At 74.8% G+C, this 23,694-nt stretch carries 19 protein-coding genes; 11 read left to right on the plus strand and 8 right to left on the minus strand.

All coding sequences use genetic code 11. The features are described from left to right. Positions 1 to 148: 148 nt before the first annotated feature. Genes nirD through ACFY8W_RS13180 form a run of 3 tightly spaced genes read right to left on the minus strand, consistent with a single transcriptional unit; the run spans position 149 to position 4,234 of the window. Positions 149 to 478: a nitrite reductase small subunit NirD gene (gene nirD / locus ACFY8W_RS13170; protein ID WP_391103974.1), complete on the minus strand. Its 330-nt coding sequence runs from the start codon at positions 476 to 478 to the stop codon at positions 149 to 151. Further along, the gene (gene nirB / locus ACFY8W_RS13175; RefSeq protein ID WP_391103977.1) at positions 475 to 3,024 is read right to left on the minus strand and encodes a nitrite reductase large subunit NirB; all 2,550 of its coding nucleotides are present in this window, start codon (positions 3,022 to 3,024) and stop codon (positions 475 to 477) included. The genes nirD and nirB overlap by 4 nt, the downstream gene beginning before the upstream one ends. Before the next feature lies 1 nt (position 3,025). Further along, positions 3,026 to 4,234 carry an FAD-dependent oxidoreductase gene (locus ACFY8W_RS13180; RefSeq protein WP_391103980.1) on the minus strand — a complete coding sequence of 403 codons (1,209 nt, stop codon included), beginning with the start codon at positions 4,232 to 4,234 and terminating at the stop codon, positions 3,026 to 3,028. A 387-nt stretch (positions 4,235 to 4,621) separates the two neighbouring features. On the opposite strand from ACFY8W_RS13180, the gene ACFY8W_RS13185 reads away from it, so the two are divergent. Genes ACFY8W_RS13185 through ACFY8W_RS13195 form a run of 3 tightly spaced genes read left to right on the plus strand, consistent with a single transcriptional unit; the run spans position 4,622 to position 7,104 of the window. Then, on the plus strand, positions 4,622 to 5,992 hold the full coding sequence (locus tag ACFY8W_RS13185) for a ferric reductase-like transmembrane domain-containing protein (RefSeq protein ID WP_391103983.1): 1,371 nt from the start codon (positions 4,622 to 4,624) through the stop codon (positions 5,990 to 5,992). Further along, entirely contained in the window at positions 5,982 to 6,281 is a 300-nt protein-coding gene (locus ACFY8W_RS13190; protein WP_391103986.1) for a hypothetical protein, read from the plus strand. Before ACFY8W_RS13185 ends, ACFY8W_RS13190 begins: the two co-directional genes overlap by 11 nt. A gap of 37 nt (positions 6,282 to 6,318) precedes the next feature. Further along, positions 6,319 to 7,104 (plus strand): TSUP family transporter, encoded by a 786-nt coding sequence (locus tag ACFY8W_RS13195; protein ID WP_391103989.1) that lies wholly within the window; start codon positions 6,319 to 6,321, stop codon positions 7,102 to 7,104. Positions 7,105 to 7,110: 6 nt separating this feature from the next. Here the strand turns inward: ACFY8W_RS13195 and ACFY8W_RS13200 are convergent, their stop codons facing one another. Both ACFY8W_RS13200 and ACFY8W_RS13205 read right to left on the minus strand, forming a co-directional pair. After that, the gene (locus ACFY8W_RS13200; protein WP_391103992.1) at positions 7,111 to 7,731 is read right to left on the minus strand and encodes a class F sortase; all 621 of its coding nucleotides are present in this window, start codon (positions 7,729 to 7,731) and stop codon (positions 7,111 to 7,113) included. Positions 7,732 to 7,822: 91 nt separating this feature from the next. After that, on the minus strand, positions 7,823 to 8,371 hold the full coding sequence (locus tag ACFY8W_RS13205) for a hypothetical protein (RefSeq protein ID WP_391103995.1): 549 nt from the start codon (positions 8,369 to 8,371) through the stop codon (positions 7,823 to 7,825). 271 nt (positions 8,372 to 8,642) lie between these two features. On the opposite strand from ACFY8W_RS13205, the gene ACFY8W_RS13210 reads away from it, so the two are divergent. Genes ACFY8W_RS13210 through ACFY8W_RS13235 form a run of 6 tightly spaced genes read left to right on the plus strand, consistent with a single transcriptional unit; the run spans position 8,643 to position 18,063 of the window. After that, on the plus strand, positions 8,643 to 9,269 hold the full coding sequence (locus ACFY8W_RS13210; RefSeq protein WP_391103998.1) for an NAD(P)H-dependent oxidoreductase: 627 nt from the start codon (positions 8,643 to 8,645) through the stop codon (positions 9,267 to 9,269). Positions 9,270 to 9,284: 15 nt separating this feature from the next. Further along, entirely contained in the window at positions 9,285 to 11,030 is a 1,746-nt protein-coding gene (locus ACFY8W_RS13215) for an ABC transporter transmembrane domain-containing protein (RefSeq protein WP_391104001.1), read from the plus strand. Beyond that, positions 11,027 to 12,997, plus strand: coding sequence for an ABC transporter transmembrane domain-containing protein (locus ACFY8W_RS13220; RefSeq protein WP_391104004.1), 1,971 nt, complete (start codon positions 11,027 to 11,029; stop codon positions 12,995 to 12,997). Before ACFY8W_RS13215 ends, ACFY8W_RS13220 begins: the two co-directional genes overlap by 4 nt. A gap of 52 nt (positions 12,998 to 13,049) precedes the next feature. Beyond that, positions 13,050 to 17,330, plus strand: a complete 4,281-nt coding sequence (locus ACFY8W_RS13225) for a trypsin-like peptidase domain-containing protein (RefSeq protein ID WP_391104007.1) — start codon at positions 13,050 to 13,052, stop codon at positions 17,328 to 17,330. Then, positions 17,327 to 17,659, plus strand: a complete 333-nt coding sequence (gene cutA / locus ACFY8W_RS13230; protein WP_391104010.1) for a divalent cation tolerance protein CutA — start codon at positions 17,327 to 17,329, stop codon at positions 17,657 to 17,659. The genes ACFY8W_RS13225 and cutA overlap by 4 nt, the downstream gene beginning before the upstream one ends. Next, positions 17,656 to 18,063, plus strand: coding sequence for a gamma-glutamylcyclotransferase (locus ACFY8W_RS13235; protein ID WP_391104013.1), 408 nt, complete (start codon positions 17,656 to 17,658; stop codon positions 18,061 to 18,063). Before cutA ends, ACFY8W_RS13235 begins: the two co-directional genes overlap by 4 nt. Here ACFY8W_RS13235 and ACFY8W_RS13240 read toward each other — a convergent pair. The 3 genes from ACFY8W_RS13240 to ACFY8W_RS13250 form a co-directional block, all read right to left on the minus strand. Then, positions 18,029 to 20,131: a molybdopterin-dependent oxidoreductase gene (locus tag ACFY8W_RS13240; protein ID WP_391104016.1), complete on the minus strand. Its 2,103-nt coding sequence runs from the start codon at positions 20,129 to 20,131 to the stop codon at positions 18,029 to 18,031. The genes ACFY8W_RS13235 and ACFY8W_RS13240 overlap by 35 nt on opposite strands. 72 nt (positions 20,132 to 20,203) lie before the next feature. Continuing rightward, on the minus strand, positions 20,204 to 20,893 hold the full coding sequence (locus ACFY8W_RS13245; protein WP_391104019.1) for an ElyC/SanA/YdcF family protein: 690 nt from the start codon (positions 20,891 to 20,893) through the stop codon (positions 20,204 to 20,206). A 31-nt stretch (positions 20,894 to 20,924) separates the two neighbouring features. After that, positions 20,925 to 21,659: an aquaporin gene (locus ACFY8W_RS13250; RefSeq protein ID WP_391104022.1), complete on the minus strand. Its 735-nt coding sequence runs from the start codon at positions 21,657 to 21,659 to the stop codon at positions 20,925 to 20,927. Positions 21,660 to 21,734: 75 nt separating this feature from the next. On the opposite strand from ACFY8W_RS13250, the gene ACFY8W_RS13255 reads away from it, so the two are divergent. Further along, positions 21,735 to 22,673, plus strand: coding sequence for a hypothetical protein (locus tag ACFY8W_RS13255; protein ID WP_391104025.1), 939 nt, complete (start codon positions 21,735 to 21,737; stop codon positions 22,671 to 22,673). Positions 22,674 to 22,805: 132 nt separating this feature from the next. Further along, the gene (locus tag ACFY8W_RS13260) at positions 22,806 to 23,657 is read left to right on the plus strand and encodes a CbiX/SirB N-terminal domain-containing protein (protein WP_391104028.1); all 852 of its coding nucleotides are present in this window, start codon (positions 22,806 to 22,808) and stop codon (positions 23,655 to 23,657) included. Positions 23,658 to 23,694: the final 37 nt, after the last annotated feature.

The raw sequence follows: 23,694 nt of genomic DNA on the forward strand, positions 1-23,694 counted from the left end.
TGGATGTCCGGGGCGGGCCGTCAGGGGCGGGCCGTCAGGGGCGGCGCGTCCGGCGCAGACCGTCCGGGGCGGCGCGCCCGGGGCAGGCCGCCCGGGCCGGCCGTCCGGCGCGGCCCCCCCTCAGACCGCCCCGATCAGACCGCCCCGATCAGACCGTCCGAACCGGATACACCGTCACCGTCACCTCGTCGTCGTCCAGGCACCGGCCCGTCTCCAGGTCGAAGCGCTGCTTCAGGAGCGGCGAGGCCACGAACGGCCGGCCGGCCGCCGAGCCGATCAGCCCACGGGAGAGCACCTGCGCCCCCGTGAACGGGTCGCGGTTGTCGATCGCGTACGTCCGGCCCGCCCGGTCCCTGAAGACCGCGGCCTGCCGGCCGTCCGGCAGCAGCGCCGCCACACCCCGGCCCGGGGTGAGTCTGGACTCCTCGCAGACCGTCATCCAGGAGTCGTCGGACGGCGAGAGTTCGAGCGTCGTCATCGGGAGGTGGCTCCTTCCAGGGTGCCGATCGTGAGGATCTGCAGGTCCGGCTTGATCTGGTCGCGCTCCGGCACGAACCGCACGGAGGGGTCCGGCGCGTCGGGCGCGTTCACGAAGGACACGAACCGCCGCAGCCGGTCCGGGTCGTCCAGGGTGGCCGCCCACTCGTCCTGGTAGTCCGCGACGTGCGCCGCCATGAGGGCCTCCAGCTCGTCGCAGAGGCCCAGCGAGTCGTCCACGATCACGTCCCGCAGGTGGTCGAGGCCGCCCTCCAGGCGCTCCAGCCACGTCGAGGTCCGCTCCAGGCGGTCGGCGGTGCGGATGTAGAACATCAGGAACCGGTCGATCAGGCGCACCAGTTCGGCGTCCGACAGGTCCTGGGCGAGCAGGTCCGCGTGGCGCGGGGTCGCGCCGCCGTTGCCGCCCACGTACAGGTTCCAGCCGCTCGCCGTCGCGATGATCCCGAAGTCCTTCGACTGGGCCTCCGCGCACTCGCGGGCGCAGCCCGAGACGGCCGACTTCAGCTTGTGCGGGGCGCGCAGGCCGCGGTAGCGCAGCTCCAGCTGGATCGCCATCCTCACCGAGTCCTGCACGCCGTAGCGGCACCAGGTCTGTCCCACGCAGGACTTCACGGTGCGCAGCGCCTTGCCGTACGCGTGCCCCGACTCGAAGCCCGCGTCGACCAGCCGGGTCCAGATCGAGGGGAGCTGGTCGACCCGCGCCCCGAAGAGGTCGATCCGCTGACCGCCGGTGATCTTCGTGTAGAGGCCGAAGTCGCGGGCCACCTCGCCGATCACGATCAGCTTCTCGGGAGTGATCTCGCCGCCCGGGATGCGCGGCACGACCGAGTAGGAGCCGTTGCGCTGCATGTTGGCGAGGAAGTGGTCGTTGGTGTCCTGGAGCGCGGCCTGCTCGCCGTCCAGGATGTAGCCGCCCACGCCGATCGTCGGGGCGAGGGAGGCCAGGATCGAACCGACCGCCGGCTTGCACACCTCGCAGCCCTCGCCGCCCTTCGCCTCCTCACGGCCGTGCGAGTCGAGCAGCGCGGCGAACGAGGTCACGCGCAGCGTGCGGGCGATCTCGTAGAGCTCGCTGCGGGTGTACGAGAAGCAGCCGCAGAGCCCTTTGTCGGTGGCCGCCGGCAGCAGCTTCTCGATGACCTTCACGCAACTGCCGCAGCCCGTGCCGGCCTTGGTGCACTTCTTCACCTCGGGCAGGCTCGTGCACTGGGTGATCGCGTGCTTGGTCACGTTGTGGCAGGAGCAGATGACCGCGTCGTCCGGCAGCGCGGACGGGCCGAGCGCGACCGGCGCTCCCACGCCGGCCGGGAGCACCAGCTGCTCCGGCGAGACCGGCGGCCTGCTGCCGGTGAGCGGGCGCAGCATGCCGTACGACTCGGCGTCGCCGACCAGGACGCCGCCGAGCAGCCTGCCCTCGCCGTCGACGACGAGCTTCTTGTAGATCCCCGAGCGGGAGTCGGAGTAGACGACGTCCAGACAGCCCTCGGCGGTGCCGTGCGCGTCGCCGAAGGAGGCCACGTCCACGCCGAGCAGCTTCAGCTTGGTCGACAGGTCGGCGCCGGTGAAGCCCTTGGTGTCCTCCCCTTCGAGGCCGGCGATCACCGTCGCCGCGGTCTGCGCCATCTCGTAGCCCGGCGCCACCAGGCCGTACACCCGGCCGTCCGAGGCCAGCGCGCACTCGCCGATCGCGAACACCGCCGGGTCGGAGGTCCGGCACAGCTCGTCGACGGCGATGCCGCCGCGCTCGCCCACGTCCAGGCCGCAGTCGCGGGCCAGCTGGTCGCGGGGGCGGACGCCCGCGGAGAACACCACCATCTCCGTGGCGAGTTCGGAGCCGTCCGACAGGCGCATCGCCGTGACCGCGCCGTCCTCGGTGACGATCTCCTGGGTGCCCGTGCCGGTGTGGACGGTCAGACCCATCTGCTCGATCGTGCGCAGCAGGGCCGCGCCGCCGCCCTCGTCGACCTGCACCGGCATCAGGCGCGGCGCGAACTCCACGATGTGGGTGTCGAGCCCGAGGCCCTTCAGCGCGCCGGCCGCCTCCAGGCCGAGCAGACCGCCGCCGACGACCGCGCCGACGGTCCGGTCCTTCGCGTACTCCTCGATCGCCAGCAGGTCCTCGATCGTCCGGTAGACGAAGCAGCCGCGGGCGTCCTTGCCGGGCACGGGCGGCACGAAGGGGTACGAGCCGGTGGCGAGGACGAGGGTGTCGTACGCGAAGACCCGGCCGGAGCGGGCGGTCACCGTGCGGGCCTCCCGGTCGACCGCGACGGCCGGGTCGTCCGTGTACAGCTCGATGCCGTGCTTCTCCATGAAGCCGTCCTCGACCATCGACAGGTCGTCGGGCGTCCTGCCGGAGAAGTAGGAGGTCAGCTGGACCCGGTCGTAGGCGGGGCGGGGCTCCTCGCAGAGCACCACGACGCGGGCCCGCGCGGTGACGCCCCGCTCCGCGAGCGCCTCCAGGAACCGCTGGCCGACCATGCCGTGGCCGACCAGGACGATGGTGGGGGTGGTCGGGGTCGTCATGTCAGGAGCCTCCGTCGTGGGTGAGCAGGTGGAGCAGGGGGGCGTCGGGCAGGGCCTCGTCGCCCTCCCAGGCCCGGGCGAGCGTGCCGACCGCGGCGAGATCGCCGAGGAGCACGCCGCCGACGAGCCGGTCGCCACGGACGACGACCTTCCGGTAGGCCCGGCGGGTCGCGTCCGTGAGCTGCACGACGTCGTCGCCGGGGGCGGGGGTGGTCTCGCCGAACGCCGCGAGGTCGAGCGCGTCGGCGGCGCCGCCGAGGGTGAGACGGGTGAGGGAGCGGGTGCCGGTGTAGCGGGGGAGGCCCGCGGTGCCGGGGGCGTCGGCCGTGCGGAGCAGGTCCGCCAGGACGTCCGCCTGGTCGAGGGCCGGGCCGGCCAGGCCGTAGACCTTGCCGTCGTGCTCCGCGCAGTCGCCGATCGCGTGGATGTACGGGTCGGAGGTGCGCAGTTCGTCGTCGATCACGACGCCCGTACGGACGTCCAGACCGGCTTCGCGGGCCAGGGCCACGCGCGGGCGGACGCCGCAGGCCAGGACCACCACCTGGGCGTCCAGGACGAAGCCGTCGGCGAGTTCCACCGCGGTGACCGCGCCGTCCCTCTGCCGCAGACCGCTCACCCGGCACTCGGTGTGCACCTCGACGCCCAGCTCCTCCATGTGCGTGCGGAGGAGGGCCGAGGAGTGCTCGTCCAGCTGGCGCTCCATCAGGCGCTCGCCCTGCTGGGTGAGCATCACCTCGGCGCCCAGCGCGGCGAGGGCACGGGCCGCGGAGACGCCGAGGAGGCCGCCGCCGATGACCACCGCCCGCACGCCCGGTGCGACCAGGCCGCGCAGCGCGAGGCAGTCGTCGAGCGTACGGAACGGGTGCACGCCGGACGGGAGTTCCGCACCGCGCAGGCCCCGCAGCGGGGGCAGCACCGGGGCCGAGCCCGTCGCCAGGACCAGCCGGTCGTACGGGACGAGGGAGCCGTCCGCGCACTCCACGGTGCGGGCCGCGCGGTCGATCCGCACCGCCCGTACGCCGAGCCGGGAGGGCTCCCGCGCCTCGGGCAGCGCGATCACCTCGGGGCCGTAGCGGCCGGCGAGGACGTCCGCGAGCAGCAGCCGGTTGTACGGTGCGTGCGGCTCCTCGCCGAGGAGCGTCACCGGTAGGCGCTGGGCGAGCCGGGCGCCCGCCGTTCCGCCCCCGACCACCACGATCCGTGTACTCATACCCGGAAGGGTGCGCGGCCGGTGTTACCCGACGGGATCCCGACTGTTTCCCGTACGGAACGCTGATCTCACGGCGGCGCCGCCGCACTGTGAGGCTTAACCGGCCGTGAGCGCCTGCTCAAGACCGCCTTAAGGATCGCCGGGACGGCGCCGAACGGCCGGACGGCGTATACGGGCAGCCCTAGGGTGCCGGACGTGACGACCGAGTCCCACCACCCGCTCTACACCCGGCTGCACGTGCCCTTCGGGTCGCCGTCCGCGTCGCCGTCGCCGTCGCCGTCGCCGTCCGCGTCGCCGTCGCCGTCGCCGTCGCCGTCGCCGTTGTCGGCTGCGGCTGCGGTACGGGCCGAGGCCGTGCCGTCGGGCCGGTCCGCCGGGGGATCCCCCGTGTCCGCCGGGCGATCCCCCGTGCCCGCCGCGCGAACCTCCGTGCCCGAGCCGCCGGCTCCCCGCCTGGCGCCCGGGCGGCTGCGCGGCGCGATCGTCGGCGGGGCCGGCTGCGTCGCGCTCTGCTGGGGTGCGCAGGCCCGGCCGTCCGCCCGGCTCGACGCGTTCTTCGCCGGCGGTGCCCACCTCACCGGCATGCTCGCCGGGTACGGCGTGCTCGTCATGCTGCTGCTCATGGCCCGGGTCCCGGCCGTCGAGCACGGTGTCGGCGCCGACCGGCTCGCGCGCTGGCACGCCGTCGGCGGCCGGTACGTCCTCGGGCTCGTCGCCGCCCACGCGCTGCTCGCCCTGTGCGGCTACGCCGCCCACACCGGCACCGACCTCGTCACCGCGGGCCGCGGCCTGCTCGGCTACCCGTGGCTCGCCGCCGCCTGCGCGGGCACGCTGCTGTTCGCCGCCGTCGGCTTCTCCTCCGCCCCCTTCGTACGGCGGCGGATCCGGCACGAGACCTGGCGCGGGCTCCATCTGCTCAGCCACCTCGCCGCCGCGCTCGGTTTCGTGCACCAGCTCGCCGGGCCCGACCTGGCCTCCTCGCCGCTGCTCGTCTGGCTCTGGTCGATGGCGCACGCGACCGTCGCCGTCCTGCTCGTCTGGTACCGGGTCGTCGTCCCCGTACGGCGGGCGCTGCGGCACGAACTGCGGGTCGCCGAGGTGCGCTCCGAGAGCCCCGACGTCGTCTCGGTGCTCGTCCGCGGCAGGGGAGTGGCCGAGCTGCGGGCCGAACCCGGGCAGTTCTTCCGCTGGCGGTTCCTGCGGCCGGGCCTGTGGTCCACCGCCCTGCCGTTCTCGCTGTCCGCGCCCGTCCGCGACGACACCCTGCGGATCACCGTGAAGGCGCTGGGCGACCACACCCGTCGGATCCGCCGGCTGCGCCCCGGCACCCGGGTGCTGGCCACCGGGCCCTTCGGCGCGCTCACCGCCCACCGCCGCACCCGTCGCAAGGTGCTCCTGGTCGCCGGCGGCGTCGGCATCACGCCGCTGCGCGCCCTGTTCGAGACGCTGCCCGGCGGCCCCGGCGACCTCACGCTGCTCTACCGCGCCTCCGACGCGAGCGGGCTCGTGCTCCGCGAGGAGCTGGAGGCCATCGCGCGGGAGCGGCGCGCCGCCCTGCACTACCTCCTCGGCCGCTCGGGCGATCCCTTCGACCCGCTCGCTCCGCGCGCCCTGCGCGACCTGGTGCCGGACCTCGCCGCCCACGACGTCTATCTGTGCGGGCCGCCGGGGATGGCCCGGGCGGCCACCCAATCCCTGATCCGGGCCGGGGTGCCGGCCCACCGCATCCACAGCGAGGACTTCAGCCATGCGCGGTGACCGAACCGGGGCCGGCGCCCGTACCCACGCCCGTCCGCGTACCGAGGCCCGCCCGCCCGCCGAAGCCCGTCCGCGCCCGCGCGCCGCGAACGCCCCGCGCCACCGCGCCGCCCGTGTGCACCCCGCCGAGCTGCTGCGGCGGCGGGTGGCCGGCACGCTGCTCGCGGCCGGGGCGTTCGCCGCCACGCTGCTGACCGTCACGCTCGATCCGGCCGCGCCGCCCGCACCGGACCGCGGGCACGGCCCCGGGGCCGTAACCTCTGACGTTGCTCAAGAGTCCGGGGACTGATGGCTGGGGCACGTATCCGCGCCCTAGGCTCACGGGCATGCCTGACATATCCCTGACCACACTTGTCCTGCTGTGCCTCGCGGCGCTCGTCGCGGGCTGGATCGACGCCGTGGTCGGGGGCGGCGGGCTGCTCCTGCTGCCCGCGCTGCTGCTCGGGCTGCCGCACGTGCCGGCCGCGCAGATCCTCGGTACCAACAAGGCCGTGGCGATCGTCGGCACCTCGGGCGCGGCCGTCACCTACGTGCGCAAGGCGCCGGTGAAGGTGGCGACGGCGGTGCGGATCGGGCTGGCCGCGCTCGCGGGATCGATGGGCGGCGCCTTCTTCGCGGCCGGGATCAGCAGCGACGTGCTGCGCCCGGTGATCATGGTGGTGCTGCTCGGAGTGGCCGCCTTCGTGATGCTCCGGCCGTCCTTCGGCACCCGTCCGGAGGGCGCCGAGCGGCCGCCGCTCACCCGGGCCAGGATCGTCACCGCGATCGTCGTGGTCGGCGGCGGCATCGGTTTCTACGACGGCCTCTTCGGGCCCGGCACCGGCACCTTCCTGGTGCTCGCGCTGACCGCCGTGCTCCATCTGGACCTGGTGACCGCCTCGGCCACCGCCAAGATCGTCAACGTCTGCACCAACGCGGGCGCGCTCGCCATGTTCGCCTACCAGGGGAACGTGATGTGGCTGCTCGCCGCGGTCATGGCCGTCTTCAACCTGGCGGGAGGGATGGTCGGCGCGCGCATGGCGCTGAGCAAGGGCGCGGAGTTCGTGCGCGGGGTGCTGCTCGTGGTCGTCTTCTCCCTGGTCGCGAAGCTCGCCTTCGACCAGTGGGCGTGACGGCCGCTACCTCGCGCCGATGAGGTGGCCGAAGGCGACCACGTTGCCCTGGTAGCCGCCGGACTTCCGGGAGAAGCCGCCGCCGCAGGTGATCACCCGGATCTCGGCACGGTCCGCCTCCCCGTACACCTTGGCGTCCGGGAAGCGGTCCTTCTCGTAGACCTCGACCGCGTCGATGGTGAACACGGCGGTGCGGCCGTCCTGCCGGTCCACCTCGATGCGGTGGCCCTTCTTCAGCGCGCCGAGCGCGTAGAAGACGGCCGGTCCCTGCGCGTTGTCGACGTGTCCCGCGACGATCGCGGTGCCCTGGGCGCCGGGCCGCGTGCCGGCCTCGTACCAGCCGGCCAGGTTGCGGTCGTCCGCGGGCGGCACGTCGAGCGCGCCGCCCGCGTCGAGCCCGAGGCCCATCAGGGGCGTGTCCACGTCGATCTCGGGGATGCGCAGCCGTACGGGCGAGGAGGGCGGCAGCGGATCGGCGGCGGCGTCGGTGTGGACGCTCGGCCCGGCGGCGAAGGCCTGCGCGGCCGAGGGCACGGGCGGTGTGACCTCGCCCGAACCGTTCTGGATCATCCACAGCCCCACGCAGGCGGCGATGGCTATGCCCCAGCCCTTGCTGCTGTTGCTCACGGGCGTGCATCCCTCCGGTGCGGTCCCTGTGGTCCTGCCCCCGCCGCGGCCGTCGACGGGCGCGGCGGGGGCAGGACGGATGGCGGTACGGTCAGCCGTCCTGCGCGCCGCTCGCCCGGCGGCGCAGGAGCCAGGTACCGCCGACGGCGGCCGCGGCCAGCACCGCCACGCCCGCCGCGACCTGGGTGTGGTCGGGGCCCACGCTGCCGCCGATGCCGGTCCGCACGTGGCCGCTGGGGTTCTTGTGCTTGACGACGAGCTCGCCGCGGGCCGTCCTGCCGTTGTCGCAGGCCACGCTGATCCAGTAGGTGCCGGCCTTGGCGTGGTGCGGCACCGTGAACTGGCCGACCACGACCTCCTTGTGCGTGCTGGGGTTGAGCTGGAACTCGCCCGCGCCGAGCGAGTTGGCGTCGCCCACGCCGTGGCCGTGCTTGCCGCAGGCGAGGGTGTTCACGGTGACGGTGGTGCCGGGGTCGGCCGAGGAGGGGAAGACCTCCAGCGAGTGCGAGTCCTGGTGCGACTCCTTGCGCGGGTCGTTCTGCGGGTCGTTGTTCGCGTGGGCCAGGGGCGAAGCGAGGGCGCCGAGGGCGACGACGGCCAGCGCGGTACCGGTGAGAAGGGGGACAGGGGTGCGGCGCATGGGGGCCTCCGTGGCGCGCGGACGGTCTTCCGGAAAGGGGCTTCCGTAGGACCGAGGTAAATGCGTGTACGCGCCCGGCGCCTGCTGATGGGGAATCAGAATTAGTCCGTCCGGTGCGGCGCGTCGCCTGGATGGGGAGCGTTTACGCAGGTCGGAGCGGGTTTCGAGGCGTCAGCTGACGGTCCGTGCCGAACGGGTGACCGGTGGCGGCGGGAAGGGCCGGAAATCGGCACTTGACCTCAACCAAACTTGAGGTCTCAAGATCCTCGGCATGGACATCACGAACTCCGCCACCGCCGCCCCTGCCGCCGACGCCCCGGCGGCGCCCCTGAACATCGCCGTCATCGTGGCGAGCAACCGCGAGGGCCGCTTCGGCCCCGTCGTCGCCGACTGGTTCACCTCCCGCACCGCCCAGCGCGACGACTTCACCACCCACGTCCTCGACCTCGCCGACGTCGACCTGCCCACCGCCCTCTCCCACCGGCCGGGCCCCGCCGTCCGCGCCGAGCTCGCCAAGACGGGCCCGGTCCTCGCCGACGCCGACGCCTTCGTGGTCGTCACCCCCGAGTACAACCACTCCTTCCCCGCCGCCCTGAAGTCCCTCATCGACTGGCACTTCGGCGAATGGCAGGCCAAGCCCGTCGGCTTCGTCTCCTACGGCGGCATCTCCGGCGGCCTGCGCGCCGTCGAGCAGCTCCGCCAGGTCTACGCCGAGATGCACGCCGTCACCGTCCGCGACACCGTCTCCTTCCACTCCGCCCACGGCCGCTTCGACGAGGACGGCAACCCCGTGGACCCGACCGGCCCCGACACCGCCGCCAAGACCATGCTCGACCAGCTCGCCTGGTGGGCCCGCGCCCTGAAGGACGCCAAGTCCGTCCGCCCGTACGCCGGTTGACCGGGAGGCCCCGCCATGCTGCTGCGACTCGTCCTCACCCGGCTCGGCCCCCACCGGCCGCGGCTCGCACTCCTCGTGCTGCTCCAGCTCGTCCAGAGCCTCGCCTCCCTCAGCCTGCCCGCGCTCAACGCGGGCGTCATCGACCAAGGCGTCCTGCGCGGCGACACCGGCCGCGTGCTGTCCGGCGGCGGCCTCATGCTCGCCGTGACCCTGCTCCAGGCCGCGGCCGCGGCCGCCGCCACCTACACCGGCGCCCGCATCGCCATGGGCATCGCCCGCGACCTGCGCTCCGAGGCCTTCCGCCGGGTCCAGGACTTCTCCGCCCGCGAGACCGGACGCTTCGGCACCGCGTCCCTCATCACCCGCACCACCAACGACGTCCAGCAGATCCAGACCTTCACCGTCCTGGTCCTCACCATGCTGGTCGCCGCGCCCCTGCTGTGCGTGGGCGGGCTCGCCATGGCCCTGCGCCAGGACGTGCCGCTCTTCCTCGTCCTGCTGCTCTTCGTCCCCGTGATGACCGGCTCCGTCGGCGCGGTCGTGCTGCGCATGCGGCCCCTCTTCCGCGGCATGCAGCAGCGCCTCGACCGGGTCAACCGGCTGCTGCGCGAACAGATCACCGGCATCCGGGTCGTCCGCGCCTTCGTCCGCGACCGGCACGAACAGCGCCGCTTCGGCGCGGCCAACGGCGAACTGCTCGACGTCGGCCTGCGCGCCGGCCGGCTCCAGGCCGTCATGTTCCCGGTCGTCCTCGTCGTCTGGGAGGCCACCACCGTCGGCCTGCTCTGGACCGGCGCCCACCGCCTCGACTCCGGCGCCCTGCAGCCCGGCGCGCTCGTCGCCTTCCTCGGCTACCTGCTCCAGATCGGCATGTCCGTGATGATGGTGACCTTCCTCTTCCTGCACATGCCCCGCGCCGAGGTCAGCGCCGAACGCGTCCGCGAACTCCTCGACACGACACCCTCGGTCACCCCGCCCGCCACGCCCCTGCCGCCCGCCGCCGACCCCGGCCGGCTCGACCTCGACGGCGTCGGCTTCCGCTACCCCGGCGCCGAGGAACCCGTCCTCAAGGACATCGCCCTCAGCGCCCGCCCCGGCCGCACCACCGCGATCGTCGGCTCCACCGGCAGCGGCAAGTCCACCCTCCTCGGCCTCGTGCCGCGGCTCCACGACACCACCGGCGGCCGGGTCGCCGTCGGCGGCACCGACGTCCGCGACCTCGACCCGGCCCTGCTCGCCCGTACGGTCGGACTCGTCCCGCAACAGCCGTACCTCTTCTCCGGGACGGTGGCGAGCAACCTGCGCTACGGGAGGCCGGACGCCACCGACGAGGAGCTGTGGCACGCGCTCGGCGTCGCCCAGGCCGCCGACTTCGTCAGGGCGCTGCCGGAAGGCCTCGACGCGCCCGTCTCCCAGGGCGGCACCAACCTCTCCGGCGGCCAGCGGCAGCGGCTCGCGATCGCCCGGGTGCTCGTCGCCCGGCCCCGGATCTACCTCTTCGACGACTCCTTCTCCGCCCTCGACAACACCACCGACGCCCGGCTGAGGGCCGCACTCGCCGAGGAGACCGCCGACGCCACCGTCGTCATCGTCGCCCAGCGGGTCTCCACCGTCCGCGACGCCGACCGGATCGTCGTCCTCGACCGGGGCCGCGTCGTCGGCACCGGCCGCCACGCCGACCTGCTCGCGGACAACCCCACCTACCAGGAGATCGTCCGCTCCCAGCTCGCCGACGCGCCCCACGAGGAGGCCGCGGCATGACCACCTCAGCTCCCGCCAGGAAGACCGGACCGGACGACACCGCTTCCGCCGCCGCCCCCGGCCGGGCGGCGCCGGACCGGCGGGCGCCCGGGCGCGGAACCGGCCGGACGGCCTCCGACCGCGTGCCCGCCCGACTCGGTCCCGCCGCCGCCCAGCGCGGCCCCGGCCTCGCCGCGCCCGCCCTCGAACGCTCCCTGGACTTCCGCGCCTCCGGCCTGCGCCTGCTCCGCGTCCTCACACCCGACCGCCCGCTGCTCCTCGCCGTGTTCGCCGCCGCGGCCCTCGCCGTCGCCCTCAGCGTCCTCTCCCCGAAGATCCTCGGCGACGCCACCGACCTCGTCGTCTCCGGCGCCCGCACGCCCGAAGGCGTCGACTTCGGCGCCGTCGGCCGGACCCTGGCCGCCTCCGCCGTCGTCGTCCTCGGGGCCGCCGTCCTCACCTGGCTGCAACAGAGGCTCGCCACCACCGTCGTCCAGCGGGCCGGTCACCGGCTGCGGGCCCGCGCCCAGGCCAAGCTGTCCCGGCTCCCGCTCTCGTACGTCGACCGCCAGTCGCGCGGCGAACTGCTCTCCCGCACCACCAACGACATCGACAACGTCGTCCAGACCCTCCAGCAGGCCTTCAGCCAGATGATCCGGGCGCTGCTCACGCTCGTCGGCGTGCTCGCGATGATGTTCTGGATCTCGCCGCTGCTCGCCCTCGTGGTCCTCGGCACCGTGCCCGTCTCGGTCGGCGTCGCGGCCTTCGTCGGCCGCCGCGCCCAGCCGCAGTTCGTGAAGCAGTGGTCGGTCACCGGCCGGCTCAACGGGCACGTGGAGGAGATGATCACCGGCCACGCTGAGGTCGTCGCCTTCGGCCGCCGGGCCGAGGCCGTCGCCCGCTTCGACGAGCTCGGCGAGGAGCTGTACCGGGCGAGCTTCCGCGCCCAGTTCATCTCCGGCTTCATCCAGCCCGCCCTCACCCTGGTCGGCAACCTCACCTACGTCGTCGTCGCCGTCGTCGGCGGCCTGCGGGTCGCGAGCGGCAGCCTGAGCGTCGGAGACGTGCAGGCCTTCATCCAGTACTCGTACGAGTTCAACGGCCCCGTCACCCAGGTCGCCGCCATGGCCAACCTGCTCCAGTCCGGAGTGGCCTCCGCCGAGCGGGTCTTCGCCCTCCTCGACGCCGAGGAGGAGACCCCGGACCCGGCCGGACCCGAGCGCCCGGAGAAGGCCCCGGGCGCGGCCTCCGGCCGCGTCTCCTTCGAGAAGGTGTCCTTCCGTTACGAGGAGGACAGGCCGCTGATCGAGGACCTGTCGCTCGCGGTGGAGCCGGGCCACACGGTCGCGATCGTCGGCCCGACCGGCGCCGGCAAGACCACGCTCGTCAACCTCCTCATGCGGTTCTACGAGGTCACCGACGGCCGCATCACCCTCGACGGCGTCGACATCGCCAGGATGACCCGGGAGGACCTGCGCACCGGCATCGGCATGGTCCTCCAGGACACCTGGCTCTTCGGCGGCACCATCGCCGAGAACATCGCCTACGGCGCCACCCGCGAAGTCACCCGCGAGGAGATCGAGGAAGCGGCGAAGGCCGCCCACGCCGACCGCTTCATCCGCACCCTCCCCGACGGCTACGACACGGTCATCGACGACGACGGCGCGGGTGTCAGTGCGGGCGAGAAACAGCTGATCACCATCGCGCGGGCGTTCCTGTCCGACCCGGTGATCCTGGTCCTCGACGAGGCGACCAGCTCGGTCGACACCCGCACCGAGGTCCTCATCCAGAAGGCCATGGCCCGCCTCGCCCACGGCCGCACGTCCTTCGTGATCGCCCACCGCCTCTCCACCATCCGGGACGCCGACGTGATCCTCGTGATGGAGAACGGCTCCATCGTCGAACAGGGCACCCACGGGGAACTCCTGGCCTCGGGCGGGGCGTACGCGCGCCTGCACGCGGCACAGTTCGTCCAAGGGGCGGCATAGGAAGGGCAGTTCGCCTATCGTGGCGAGACCGCGGTGCAGAGGGGGAACCAGCGTGGCCGCCGTCCACGAGGAACAGATCCTGGCGCGTTCGGTCGTCCGCGTCCGCTCCCGCTCCGGCCATGTCGTCGGGGCGGGATTCCTCGTCGACGCCGACCTCGTCGCCACCTGCGCCCACGTCGTGGCCCGCGCCACCGGCCTGGAGGGCGTTCTCGACGAACCGCCCGACGGGCCCGTCGACCTCGACCTCCCGTTACTCGGCGGCCGGGAGGCCCGCGCGACCGTCGTCACCTGGCGCCTCGACGACATCGCCCTGCTGCGCCTCGACCGGCCGGTCCCCGGCAGCCGCCCCGTGCCGCTGGCCGACGGCGGCGGCGCCCGGGTCTGGGGCCACTCCTTCCGCGTCCTCGGCTTCCCCGACCACTCCGACGGCGGCGTGTGGGCGACGGGCACACTGCTCGGCGGGCAGGGCGAGGGCTGGGTCCAGATGGAGACCCACGTACCCGGCCCCCGGATCGTCCCCGGCTTCAGCGGATCCCCCGTATGGGACGAGGAACAGGGCGGCGTCATCGGCATGACGGTAGCCGCGGACGGCGCCGCCGACTCCACCACCGCCTACCTGATCCCCGCCGCCGACCTCGTCGACGGGGCCGCGCTGCCCGCCCGCTGCCCCTTCCGGGGTCTCGCCCCGTTCACCGAGGCCGACGCCGCCCTCTTCCACGGCCGCGACGACGAGACCGCCCGCCTGCGGGAGGCCGTCGCCCGCCGCCCGTTCACCCTGGTCGTCGGCCCCTCGGGCTGCGGCAAGTCCTCCCTCGTCCGCGCCGGACTCCTCCCCGCCCTCCGCGCCGACGGCACCACCGTCTCCGAGCTCCGCGCCGTCCCCGGCACACCCGCCGCCCACGCGCTGGCCCACGCCCTCGTCCCCCTCCTGGAACCGGAAGCCGGCGAGGTGGCCCGCCTCGACGCGGCGGAGGAACTGGCCCGCCTGCTGGAGCACGCCCACACGCCCGCCGCGTTACGGGAGCGGGTCGTCGACCGCGCGGGACCCGGCGGCCACGTCCTCTTCGTCGACCAGCTGGAGGAGTACGCCGCCGCCGACCCGGCCGCCGCCCGCGCCCTCACCGGGCTGCTCGTCGCCCTCTGCGGAGGGATCTCACGGGTCGTCGCCACCGCCCGCCCCGAGTCCCTGGACGCCCTCGTCACCCCCGACGCCGCCGACGTCCTGAGCGACGCCACCCGCTACCTCGCGCCGCTCTCCGCCGAAGCCCTGCTCCTGGCCGTCACCGGACCCGTCGCCGCCGTTCCCGGCCTGTGGTTCGAACCCGGCCTGCCCGAGCGGATCGTCGCCGACGCCGCCGGTGAACCCGGCCGGATGCCGCTCGTCGAGTTCGCCCTCACCCGCCTCTGGGAGCGCCGCGAGGCCGCCACCCTCACCCACGCCGCCTACGACGCCCTCGGCGGCGTGGCCGGCGCCCTCGTCGGCTACGCGGAGGAGTGCGTCGAGGACCGGCTGCGCCCCGGCGAGGAGCCGCTGGCGCGGCGCCTGTTCGCCCAGCTCGCCCGCCCCACCGACGACGGGCGCTTCGCCCGCCGCCCCGCCCGCACCGCCGACCTCGACCCGGCCCTGGCCGCCCTCGCCCACCGGCTCGCCCCGACCAAGCTCCTGGTGCTCGGCGACACGGCCGGCGAGGAGATCGTCGACCTCGCCCACGAGTCCCTCACCACCCTGTGGCCCCGCCTCGGCCGCTGGCTCACCGAGACCCGCGACTTCCGCGCCTGGCAGGAGCAGTTGCGCCGGGACCTGGCCCGCTGGGAGCAACAGGGCCGCGACCCGGACGCCCTGCTCCGCGGCTCCGTCCTCGCCACGGCCGCCGACTGGCTGGCCCGCCGTCCGGAGGACCTCACCGGCGCGGAACGCGCGTACATCCGCGCCGGCGACCACCAGGCCCGCCGCGGCACCCGCCGGCTGCGCGCGACCGTCGCCGTCTTCGCGGTCCTCGCCGTGCTCGCGGGCGTGCTCTCGGTCGTCGCCTGGCGCAGCAACAACAGCGTCCAGAAGCAACTCCGGGTCCAGGCCGCCCAGGTGCTGGCCGAAGTGTCGCGTCGCCATGCGGCCAACATGCCCGCGACCGCCCTCCAGTTGGCGCTGGCCGCCCGCGCGACGGACCCGGCGCCCGAGACGTACGGGCCGCTGCTGCGGCAGTACGCGCGGGGCCAGCACCTCACGGGCAGCCACCCGGGCCTGTGGCCCGGAGCCTTCCAGAGCATGGACGCGACGCCCGACGGGCGGACGGCGGTGGTCCTGTCCCTCGACGAGGACGGCAGACGAAGGCTCTCCGTCGTCACGGGCCTCGACGGGGAGCATCCCGGCTCCCGGCCGCTGACCCGCGTCCCCGCGGAGGCCCTCGAGGACGCCGGCCGGGACGGCGCGAGCGAACTCTCCCCCGACGGGGCGACCTTCGCCCTGGCGAGCGGCGACGGGCGGGTCTGGCTGTGGGACCTCACGGAGGACGGCCCCGACGCGTGGCCCCGCACCCTGCCGTCCGACGACGCACGGGGCCGCAGGGTCGACGGGGTCGACATGGACTTCAGCGGGGACGGCCGGCGGCTGCTGCGGATGCTGTCGTTCTACGACGAGACGGGATCCACCGGACCGCACGACCGCCGTGGGGCGCTCTCCGCTTGGGAAGTCCACTCCGGGCGCCCGCTCCCGACGGCGCCGGGGCTGGTCACAGAACCCACGCGATACGTGACGTTCACGGCCGACCCGGGACGGGTGCTGGTGGTGCCGGAGCAGGGAGCGGGGAACCTGCGCGTCGGGGTGCGGGAACTCGCCACGGGCAGGGAGGTCCGCACCTTCGACGCGACCTACTCGACCGGAATGCCCGCCGCGGGCGGCGACCTGCTCGTCGTCGAGAGCCCGGACGTCCGCCGGACCTCTCCCGCCCACGCCTACCCGACGAGCGGCCCGCCCGGCCCCGCGGTGCCCCTGTCGGCAGAGGCCGGTCCACTCAACACCCCCGACCGCACAGGCGAGTTCGCCGTCGTCGTTCCGGAAGGGGCGACGAAGCCGGACTGGTACGACCTGCAGCTGGTCCACTTACGGACCGGCCGCCTCCACCGCACCCGCATTCCCCGGACGGGCCTGCCCGGGGTGACCGACGGCCCGCACGGCGTCCTCGCCGCGTTCCCCGGCCCGGAAGGCGACCTCACCGTCCTCGTCCCCACCAGGGACACCCTGCTGACCGCCCGGGCCTTCCCGGTCGCCGCCCTCCCGCGCGTCGGCGCCCTCCGCGAGCTCGTCAACGGAGGCCTGTCCACGGACGGCACCCGGCTCGCCCGCTCGGGCGAGGACTTCCTGGAGATGGTCCACACCGGCACGGGCCACGCGGAACGGGTGCCGCAGCACCCGGACAGCTACCAGACGCCGGTGTTCTGGACCGCCGACTCCCGCTGGGCCGTCGTCGTCCAGCCGGACGGCGGCCTGTCGGCCTTCTCCGCCGACGATCCCCGCCGTCGCGTCGACTTCGACATGGGCGCGTGGGCCCGCGAGACGCAGTCGAAGGACGTGGAGGCGATCGAGCCGATGCGGGGAAGCGAGCTCGCCGTCCTCACCTCCAACGGCAGGCTGACGCTCTTCGACGCGGCGACGGGGCGCGGGCTTGCCCGCCCCGTCCGGGTGGAGCGGAGGACCCCGGCCCAACTGTCCGGTTTCAACCCGGCCACGGGACAGCTGCGCGCCCGCCCCGGCCACCCAGACCAGGTCGCGGTCGTCACGCGGACCATGCGGGACAACGGCACCGTGGAGCTGTGGAACCTCCGCGCCGGCACCCGCGTGCGGACTTTCCCGACCGGCGCGCTGCCCTACGCCTTCGGCCCCGACCCCTCGCCGTACCTGGTCTTCGATCCCGCCGGCCGCACCCTGCTCACCTCCCACGACGACGGATTCCTGCGCCGCTGGGACGCGGAGAAGGGGACACCGACCCGCCCGCCCCTGGCCCTCGGGGACGAGGGGGCCCGGCTCGTCGGCCTCGGGCCCGACGAGCTGCTCGTCACCGTCGACCCGGTGACGGGCGACACCCGCTTCTGGGACCTCGGCACCGGCCGGCTCCTCACCGACCTGCCGCTGGCCGCGCCGCTCGGCGTCAGGATCCAGGGCACCCGCCTCCTCGCCGCGGGCGACGGCTGGTTCCTCGACCTCGACCTGCGCCCCGGCGAGATGACGAAGGCCCTCTGCGCGGGCGCGCTCGCCCGGGACTTCACCGCGGCCGAGCGCGACCTGCTGCCCCCGGGCGCCCCGCGCACCCCGCCCTGTCGTACCGTGGGCCGGTGATCCCCATCGCCCTCCTCACCGTCCTCACCACCACCGATGCCCGCGCCAAGGCCGAGGCCCTGGCGCGCGGCGCCGTCGAGGCCCGGGTCGCCGCCTGCGCGCAGATCACCGGGCCGATCACCTCCGTCTACCGCTGGCAGGGCGCGGTCGAGACCGCGGAGGAGTGGCAGGTGGTGTTCAAGACGACCGAGGCCGGTTACCCGGCCCTGGAGGCCCACCTGCTCGCCGCCCACGACTACGACACCCCCGAGATCCTCGCGACCCCCGTCGCCCGGGTGAGCGCGGACTACGCGGCCTGGGTCGAGCAGGAGACCACGCCCGCGCCATGAGGACCGAGGAGCTGCCGTTCTTCGTGTACGGGACGCTGCGCCCCGGCGCGTACAACCACGACCGCTTCCTGCTCGGCCGCACCGGCGCCGAGGAGGACGCCGTGCTGCCCGGGGCGCTGCTGCACGACGGGCCGGGCTATCCGTACGCCGTCCCCGGCGAGGGCCGGGTGACCGGCACCCTCGTGACCGCCGCACCCGGCACGTACGGCGAACTGCTCGGCGTGCTCGACCGGGTGGAGCTGCCCGCCGGTTACGAGCGGACCGCCCGCGAGGCGCTGCGGACGCGCGACGGGGCGGCCGTACGGGCGTGGGTCTACGTTGCCGCGCCCGGTGCGCCGCTCGGTCCGGTCATCGAGTCCGGCGACTGGTTCAGGCGCGTTCCAGACGGACCGCGCACACCTTGAACTCCGGCATCCGCGACACCGGGTCGAGCGCCGGGTTGGTCAGGGTGTTGGCGCGGCCCTCGCCGGGCCAGTGGAAGGGCATGAAGACGGTGTCCGGGCGGATCGCGGTGGTGATCCGCGCCGGCGCGACCGCCTTCCCGCGCCGCGAGAACACCGCGACCGGCTCGCCCTCCGCGACCCCGAGCCGCTCGGCGAGCCGCGGGTGGAGCTCCACGAAGGAGCCCGGTGCGGCGGCGTTCAGCTCGGCGACCCGGCGGGTCTGCGCGCCCGACTGGTACTGGGAGACGACCCGGCCGGTCGTCAGGACCACCGGGTAGTCGGCGTCCGTCTCCTCCGCCGCCGCCCGGTGCACGACCGGCACGAACCGGGCCCGCCCGTCGGGCGTCGCGAAGCGGTCGAGGAAGAGGCGCGGGGTGCCGGCGTGGTCCGGCTCGCCCGCCCCGGTCTCCGGGCAGGGCCAGAACACGCCCTGCTCGTCCTCGATCCGGCGGTAGCTGATGCCCGAGTAGTCGGCGGGGCCGCCCGCCGAGGCGCGCCGCAGCTCCCCGAAGACCTCCTCCGCGTCGGTGGGGAAGCCCTTCTCCCAGCCGAGCAGGGCCGCGAGCCCGTGCAGCACCTCCAGGTCGCTGCGGACGCCGGGCGGCGGGGTGAGGGCGCGGCGGCGCAGCAGCACCCTGCCCTCCAGGTTGGTGGTGGTGCCGGTCTCCTCGGCCCACTGGGTCACCGGCAGGACCACGTCGGCGAGTTCGGCGGTCTCGGACAGCACGACGTCGGCGACGGCCAGGAAGTCCAGGGAACGGATCCGCTCCTCCACGTGCGCGGCGCGCGGCGCGGAGACGACCGGGTTGGAGCCCATGAGGAGCAGGGCCTTCACCTCGCCGCCGAGGGCGTCGAGGAGCTCGTACGCGCTGCGCCCGGGCCCCGGAAGGACGTCGGGGTCGACGCCCCACACCCCGGCGACGTGCGCGCGGGCGGCCGGGTCGTCGAGCTTGCGGTAGCCGGGCAGCTGGTCGGCCTTCTGGCCGTGCTCGCGGCCGCCCTGCCCGTTGCCCTGGCCGGTGAGGCAGCCGTAGCCGCTGAACGGCCGGCCGGCCTTGCCGGTGGCCAGGCACAGGTTGATCCAGGCGCCGACGGTGTCGGTGCCCTTGGACTGCTGCTCGGGGCCGCGCGCGGTGAGCACCATGCCGGTGCCGGCCTCGCCGAACATCCGTACCGCCTCGCGGAGCTGAGGCACCGGGACGCCGGTGATCCGCTCCACGTGCTCGGGCCAGTGCGACATGGCGCCGGCCCGGGCGGCCTCCCAGCCCTCGGTGCGCGCGGCGACGAACTCCTCGTCGACCCGGCCCTCGGCGACCACGAGGTGCAGCATGCCGAGGGCGAGCGCGAGGTCGGTGCCGGGGCGGGGGGCGAGGTGGAGGTCGGCCTGCTCGGCGGTGCGGGTGCGGCGCGGGTCGACGACGATGAGCGTGCCGCCGTTCTCCTTCAGCTCGGTGAGGTAGCGCAGCGCGGGCGGCATGGTCTCGGCCAGGTTGGAGCCGACGAGGATCACGCAGCCGGTCTTCGGGATGTCCTCCAGGGGGAAGGGGAGTCCCCGGTCGAGGCCGAAGGCCCGCTGGTGGGCGGCCGCGGCGGAGGACATGCAGAAGCGGCCGTTGTAGTCGATCTGCGAGGTGCCGAGGACGAGCCGGGCGAACTTGCCCAGCGCGTAGGCCTTCTCGTTGGTGAGGCCGCCGCCGCCGAAGACCCCCACGGCGTCGGAGCCGTGGTCGGCGCGGGTGCGGTGCAGCCCTTCGGCGACGGCGGCCAGGGCCTCCTCCCAGGTGGCGGGTACCAGGGACCCTGTGTCAGGGCAACGGACCAGGGGCCCGGTGAGCCTGACCCGGGAGGAGAGCACGGCGGGGGCGGTGCGGCCCTTGCCGCACAGCGCGCCCCGGTTGACGGGGAAGTCGGTGCGGTCGACCACCTCGGCCGGCAGCACTTCCGTGGCTGCGGGCCGCAGGTTCATGCCGCACTGGAGCGCGCAGTAGGGACAGTGCGTGGGGACGGCGGCGGTGGTGACCTCTGACATGACCCGAGGATGCGTCGCCCGTGTTACGGGCGAGGACGCGCCGCATTACGGGGGCGGTGCCATGCCCTCAGGTCAGCGGCCGGCGGCGGGTGAGGCCAGGGCCTTCGTCACGCCGTCCTCGCGCTCGCCGAGGAAGTGCGGGTCGGGCCGCAGGGCCGCGTCCAGGGCCGCCTTTCCGGCGGCGGCGAGCTCGCGGGTGGTGCCGTAGTACCAGGTGGCGTCGTGCGGTTCGGCGACGCCGACGCCGTACGACTCGACGCCCGCCGCGCCGCACAGGGCGACGGCCCGCTTGATGTGGAAGTCCTGGGTGACCAGGACGGCCCGGTCGACGCCGAAGATCTTCTTGGCGCGCACGCAGGAGTCCCAGGTGTCGAAGCCCGCGAAGTCGCTGACGACCTTGTCGTCCGGGACCCCGCGGGCGGCGAGGTAGGTGCGCATGGCGCTGGGCTCGTCGTACTCGGTGCGGCTGTTGTCGCCGGTGACGAGGAGGACCTTGACCTTGCCGGCGCGGTAGAGCTCGGCGGCGGTGTCGAGCCGGTGCGCGAGGTACGGGGTGGGGCGGCCCTTCCACAGTCCGGCGCCGAAGACGACGGCGACGTCCTGCGCCGGCACGTCGGCGGTGGTGGCGAGCCGGTCCTGGGTGGTGAGGTGCATCCAGGTGGCCGGGGCGAGCGCGAGCACGGCGCCGGTCATGAGGGCCTGGACGGCGCGGCGGCGCCCCCGGGTGGTGCGGGGGAGCCGGGGCAGGCGGACGCCGCGCATGGGGTGGACCTCCGAGGTCGGGAAGGAGTCGTCACTCCGTCCGACGCAGTTCGGCGGGCTTCGGTTCGCTCGCGGCCCGATCGTCTCCGCGGTCTCCGTACAGCAGGACGGACAGGGCCATGCCGATCAGCATGCCGAGCAGCTGGGCGGCGGCGAAGGCGGGCACGGAGCCGGGCGCGATGCCGGTGAAGGAGTCGGAGAAGGCCCGGCCGACGGTGGCCGCCGGGTTGGCGAAGGAGCCGGACGAGGTGAACCAGATGGCCGCGCCGATGTAGCCGGCCACGGCGACCGGGGCGAGTGAGGGCCGGCCGATGCGGCGCAGGCCCTGGACGACCAGCACGAGCCCGGCGGTGGCGACCGCCTCGCCGAGGAGGAGGTGGAGCTCGGCGCGCTGTTCGGTGGCCAGGACCGCTCCCGGTGCCCGCCCGAACATCGCCTCCGCGAGCAGTGCGCCCGCGACGGCGCCGGCGAGCTGGGCGGCGATGTACGCGAGGGCCTCGCGACCGCCGTCCCTGCGGCGCTGCGACCACCACTCGGAGAGGGTGACGACGGGGTTGAAGTGGGCACCGGAGAGCGGGCCGATGAGGGCGATGAGCAGGCCGAGGCCGAGGGCGGAGGCGAGGGCGTTGGCGAGCAGCCGGACACCGATGTCCTGGCTGAGGGAGTCGGCGCGGATGCCGGAGCCGACGACGACGGCGACGAGGGAGGCGGTGCCGGTGAACTCGGCGAGGGCGCGTCGGGGGAGCGACGCAGGGGACATTCTCATAGTGGAAAAGATATTCCGTGATTCGGAACGAAAAAAGGGGGGAGGGAACGGGTGCGACATCCGTACGATCCGCTGGTGATCACCGATGCCTCCGACCCGGCCGATGCCTCCGACCCCGCCGCTGCCGTAGATTCCGTCGCCTCCGACCCCGCCGGCGCTGCCGCCGATTCCGTCGGCTCCGATGCCGCCGTAGGCTCCGACGCGGCTGACGCCTCCGAGGCCCCCGTCCTCCCGGACGCCGCCGGCCTTCTCGGCGCTGCCGAGTCCGCGAGCGCCGCCGAGTCCGCGAGCGGCTCCGGTGCCGCCCGCCTCCCGGACGCCGCCGCTCTTCTCCGCGCCGCCGTCCGCAACAACGCCGACTGGTGCGACACCATGTGCCGCGCCCACGGCCTGAGCGGCGCCTTCGGGCCGCGCGCCTGGACCAGTCCGCGCCGCAGTCCGCTGTACTACCCGGACGCCGTCACCCTCGCCGAGGAGGCCACCGCGGACGACGTCCTGACCGGCATCGACCGCACCGCTCCCGGCGCCTCCGTCAAGGACAGCCACGCCCGCCTCGACCTCGCCGCCGCGGGCTTCCGGCTGCTCTTCGAGGCGGCCTGGATCCACCGCCCCGCCCGCCTTCCGGCCCCGCGTCCCACCGGCGACTGGCGCCCCGTCCGCACTCCCGACGAACTCGCCGCCTGGGCCCTCGCCTGGAGCGGTGGCGACGCGGACGAGGCCGCGCTCTTCCGCCCCGCGCTCCTCGCCGATCCGGCGACCACGATCGTCGCCGGCCACGCCGACGACGGCCGGATCCTCGGCGGCGCCGTCCTCACCGGAGCCGCCGGCGTCACCGGCGTCTCCAACCTCTTCACGGCCGACGACGTCCCCGCCTCCTACGCCTGGGCGGGCGCCCTCGCCGCGGCCGCCCCGGGCCTCCCGGTCGTCGGCTACGAGTCGGGCGACGACCTGGCCGCTGCGCTGGCGGAGGGCTTCGAGCCGCTGGGCCCGCTGCGGGTGTGGCTGGACGCGTAGGACGCGTAGACGCGTCGGGCGTGCGGCAGTGGGCGGGGCCTGACGGCCCCGCCCGCGCCGCCGTGAGGCCGCGGCAAACACCCGTGACCCGTGCGAAACGGCCAGGCAACCTGGCACCGGCAGGATCGGCGCATGACGACGTACGAGCCGGAACCTCACTGCGACAGCAGCGCCGCCGACCTGCTCGGGCGCATCGGCAGCCGGGTCGGCGACCGGCTCGGGCGGGTGCGGCCCTTCGCCGTCCGGCCCGCCGCACCCACCCTCATAGCCGTCGGGCACGGCAGCCGCGATCCCCGCGCCGCCACCACGCTCCGGCTGCTCCTCGACCGGGTGCGCGAGCTGCGGCCCGGGCTCGACGTACGGCTCGCGCACATCGAACTGAACGCGCCGCTGCTCACCGACACCCTCGCCGAACTCGCCGGCCGGGACGCCGTGCTCGTCCCGCTCCTCTTCGCCCGCGGCTACCACGTCAAGCACGACCTGCCCGCCGCGCTCGCCGCGGCGCCCGCCGTACGGGGCCGGATCGCCGAGCCCCTCGGCCCGCACCCGCACCTCGTCGAGGCCCTCGCCGACCGGCTCGCCGAAGCGGGCTGGACGCCCGAGGACGGCGCCTCGCCCGCCACCGGCGTGGTCCTCGCCGCCGCCGGCTCCCGCGACCCCGAGTCCGCCGCCGACATCCGCCGGATCGCCGACCGGCTCGGCGACCGCCTCGGGGGAGTGCCGGTCGTCCCCGCCTACGCCTCCGCCGCCGCGCCCACCGTCCCCGACGCCGTCCGCGCCCTCGCCGCGCGCGGCCGCCACCGCGTCGCCGTCGCCTCCTGCTTCACCGCCCCCGGCCTCTTCGCCACCCGCGCCGCCACCGCAGCGCCCTGGCTCGCCGCCGCGCCGCTCGGAGCCCACCCGGCCCTGGCCCGCCTGGTGTTGCACCGCTACGACCAGGCGCTGGCCCGAGCGCCGCACCGGGAGCTCCTCGCCGCCCGGTGACTCCGGCCACGTACGGCCGAATCACGTCACCCCTGCC

It is taken from the genome of Streptomyces sp. NPDC012637, assembly GCF_042954805.1.
Lineage (GTDB): Bacteria > Actinomycetota > Actinomycetes > Streptomycetales > Streptomycetaceae > Streptomyces.

Bases quoted from the DNA above. Each gene is read 5' to 3' on its own strand.
- ACFY8W_RS13190 (WP_391103986.1), top strand. From the start codon at position 5,982: ATGCGCGGTGACCGAACCGGGGCCGGCGCCCGTACCCACGCCCGTCCG.
- ACFY8W_RS13240 (WP_391104016.1), bottom strand. From the start codon at position 20,131: ATGTCAGAGGTCACCACCGCCGCCGTCCCCACGCACTGTCCCTACTGC.
- ACFY8W_RS13250 (WP_391104022.1), bottom strand. From the start codon at position 21,659: ATGAGAATGTCCCCTGCGTCGCTCCCCCGACGCGCCCTCGCCGAGTTC.
- ACFY8W_RS13195 (WP_391103989.1), top strand. From the start codon at position 6,319: ATGCCTGACATATCCCTGACCACACTTGTCCTGCTGTGCCTCGCGGCG.
- ACFY8W_RS13215 (WP_391104001.1), top strand. From the start codon at position 9,285: ATGCTGCTGCGACTCGTCCTCACCCGGCTCGGCCCCCACCGGCCGCGG.
- ACFY8W_RS13180 (WP_391103980.1), bottom strand. From the start codon at position 4,234: ATGAGTACACGGATCGTGGTGGTCGGGGGCGGAACGGCGGGCGCCCGG.
- ACFY8W_RS13210 (WP_391103998.1), top strand. From the start codon at position 8,643: ATGGACATCACGAACTCCGCCACCGCCGCCCCTGCCGCCGACGCCCCG.
- ACFY8W_RS13220 (WP_391104004.1), top strand. From the start codon at position 11,027: ATGACCACCTCAGCTCCCGCCAGGAAGACCGGACCGGACGACACCGCT.
- ACFY8W_RS13205 (WP_391103995.1), bottom strand. From the start codon at position 8,371: ATGCGCCGCACCCCTGTCCCCCTTCTCACCGGTACCGCGCTGGCCGTC.
- ACFY8W_RS13235 (WP_391104013.1), top strand. From the start codon at position 17,656: ATGAGGACCGAGGAGCTGCCGTTCTTCGTGTACGGGACGCTGCGCCCC.
- nirB (WP_391103977.1), bottom strand. From the start codon at position 3,024: ATGACGACCCCGACCACCCCCACCATCGTCCTGGTCGGCCACGGCATG.
- ACFY8W_RS13260 (WP_391104028.1), top strand. From the start codon at position 22,806: ATGACGACGTACGAGCCGGAACCTCACTGCGACAGCAGCGCCGCCGAC.
- ACFY8W_RS13245 (WP_391104019.1), bottom strand. From the start codon at position 20,893: ATGCGCGGCGTCCGCCTGCCCCGGCTCCCCCGCACCACCCGGGGGCGC.
- nirD (WP_391103974.1), bottom strand. From the start codon at position 478: ATGACGACGCTCGAACTCTCGCCGTCCGACGACTCCTGGATGACGGTC.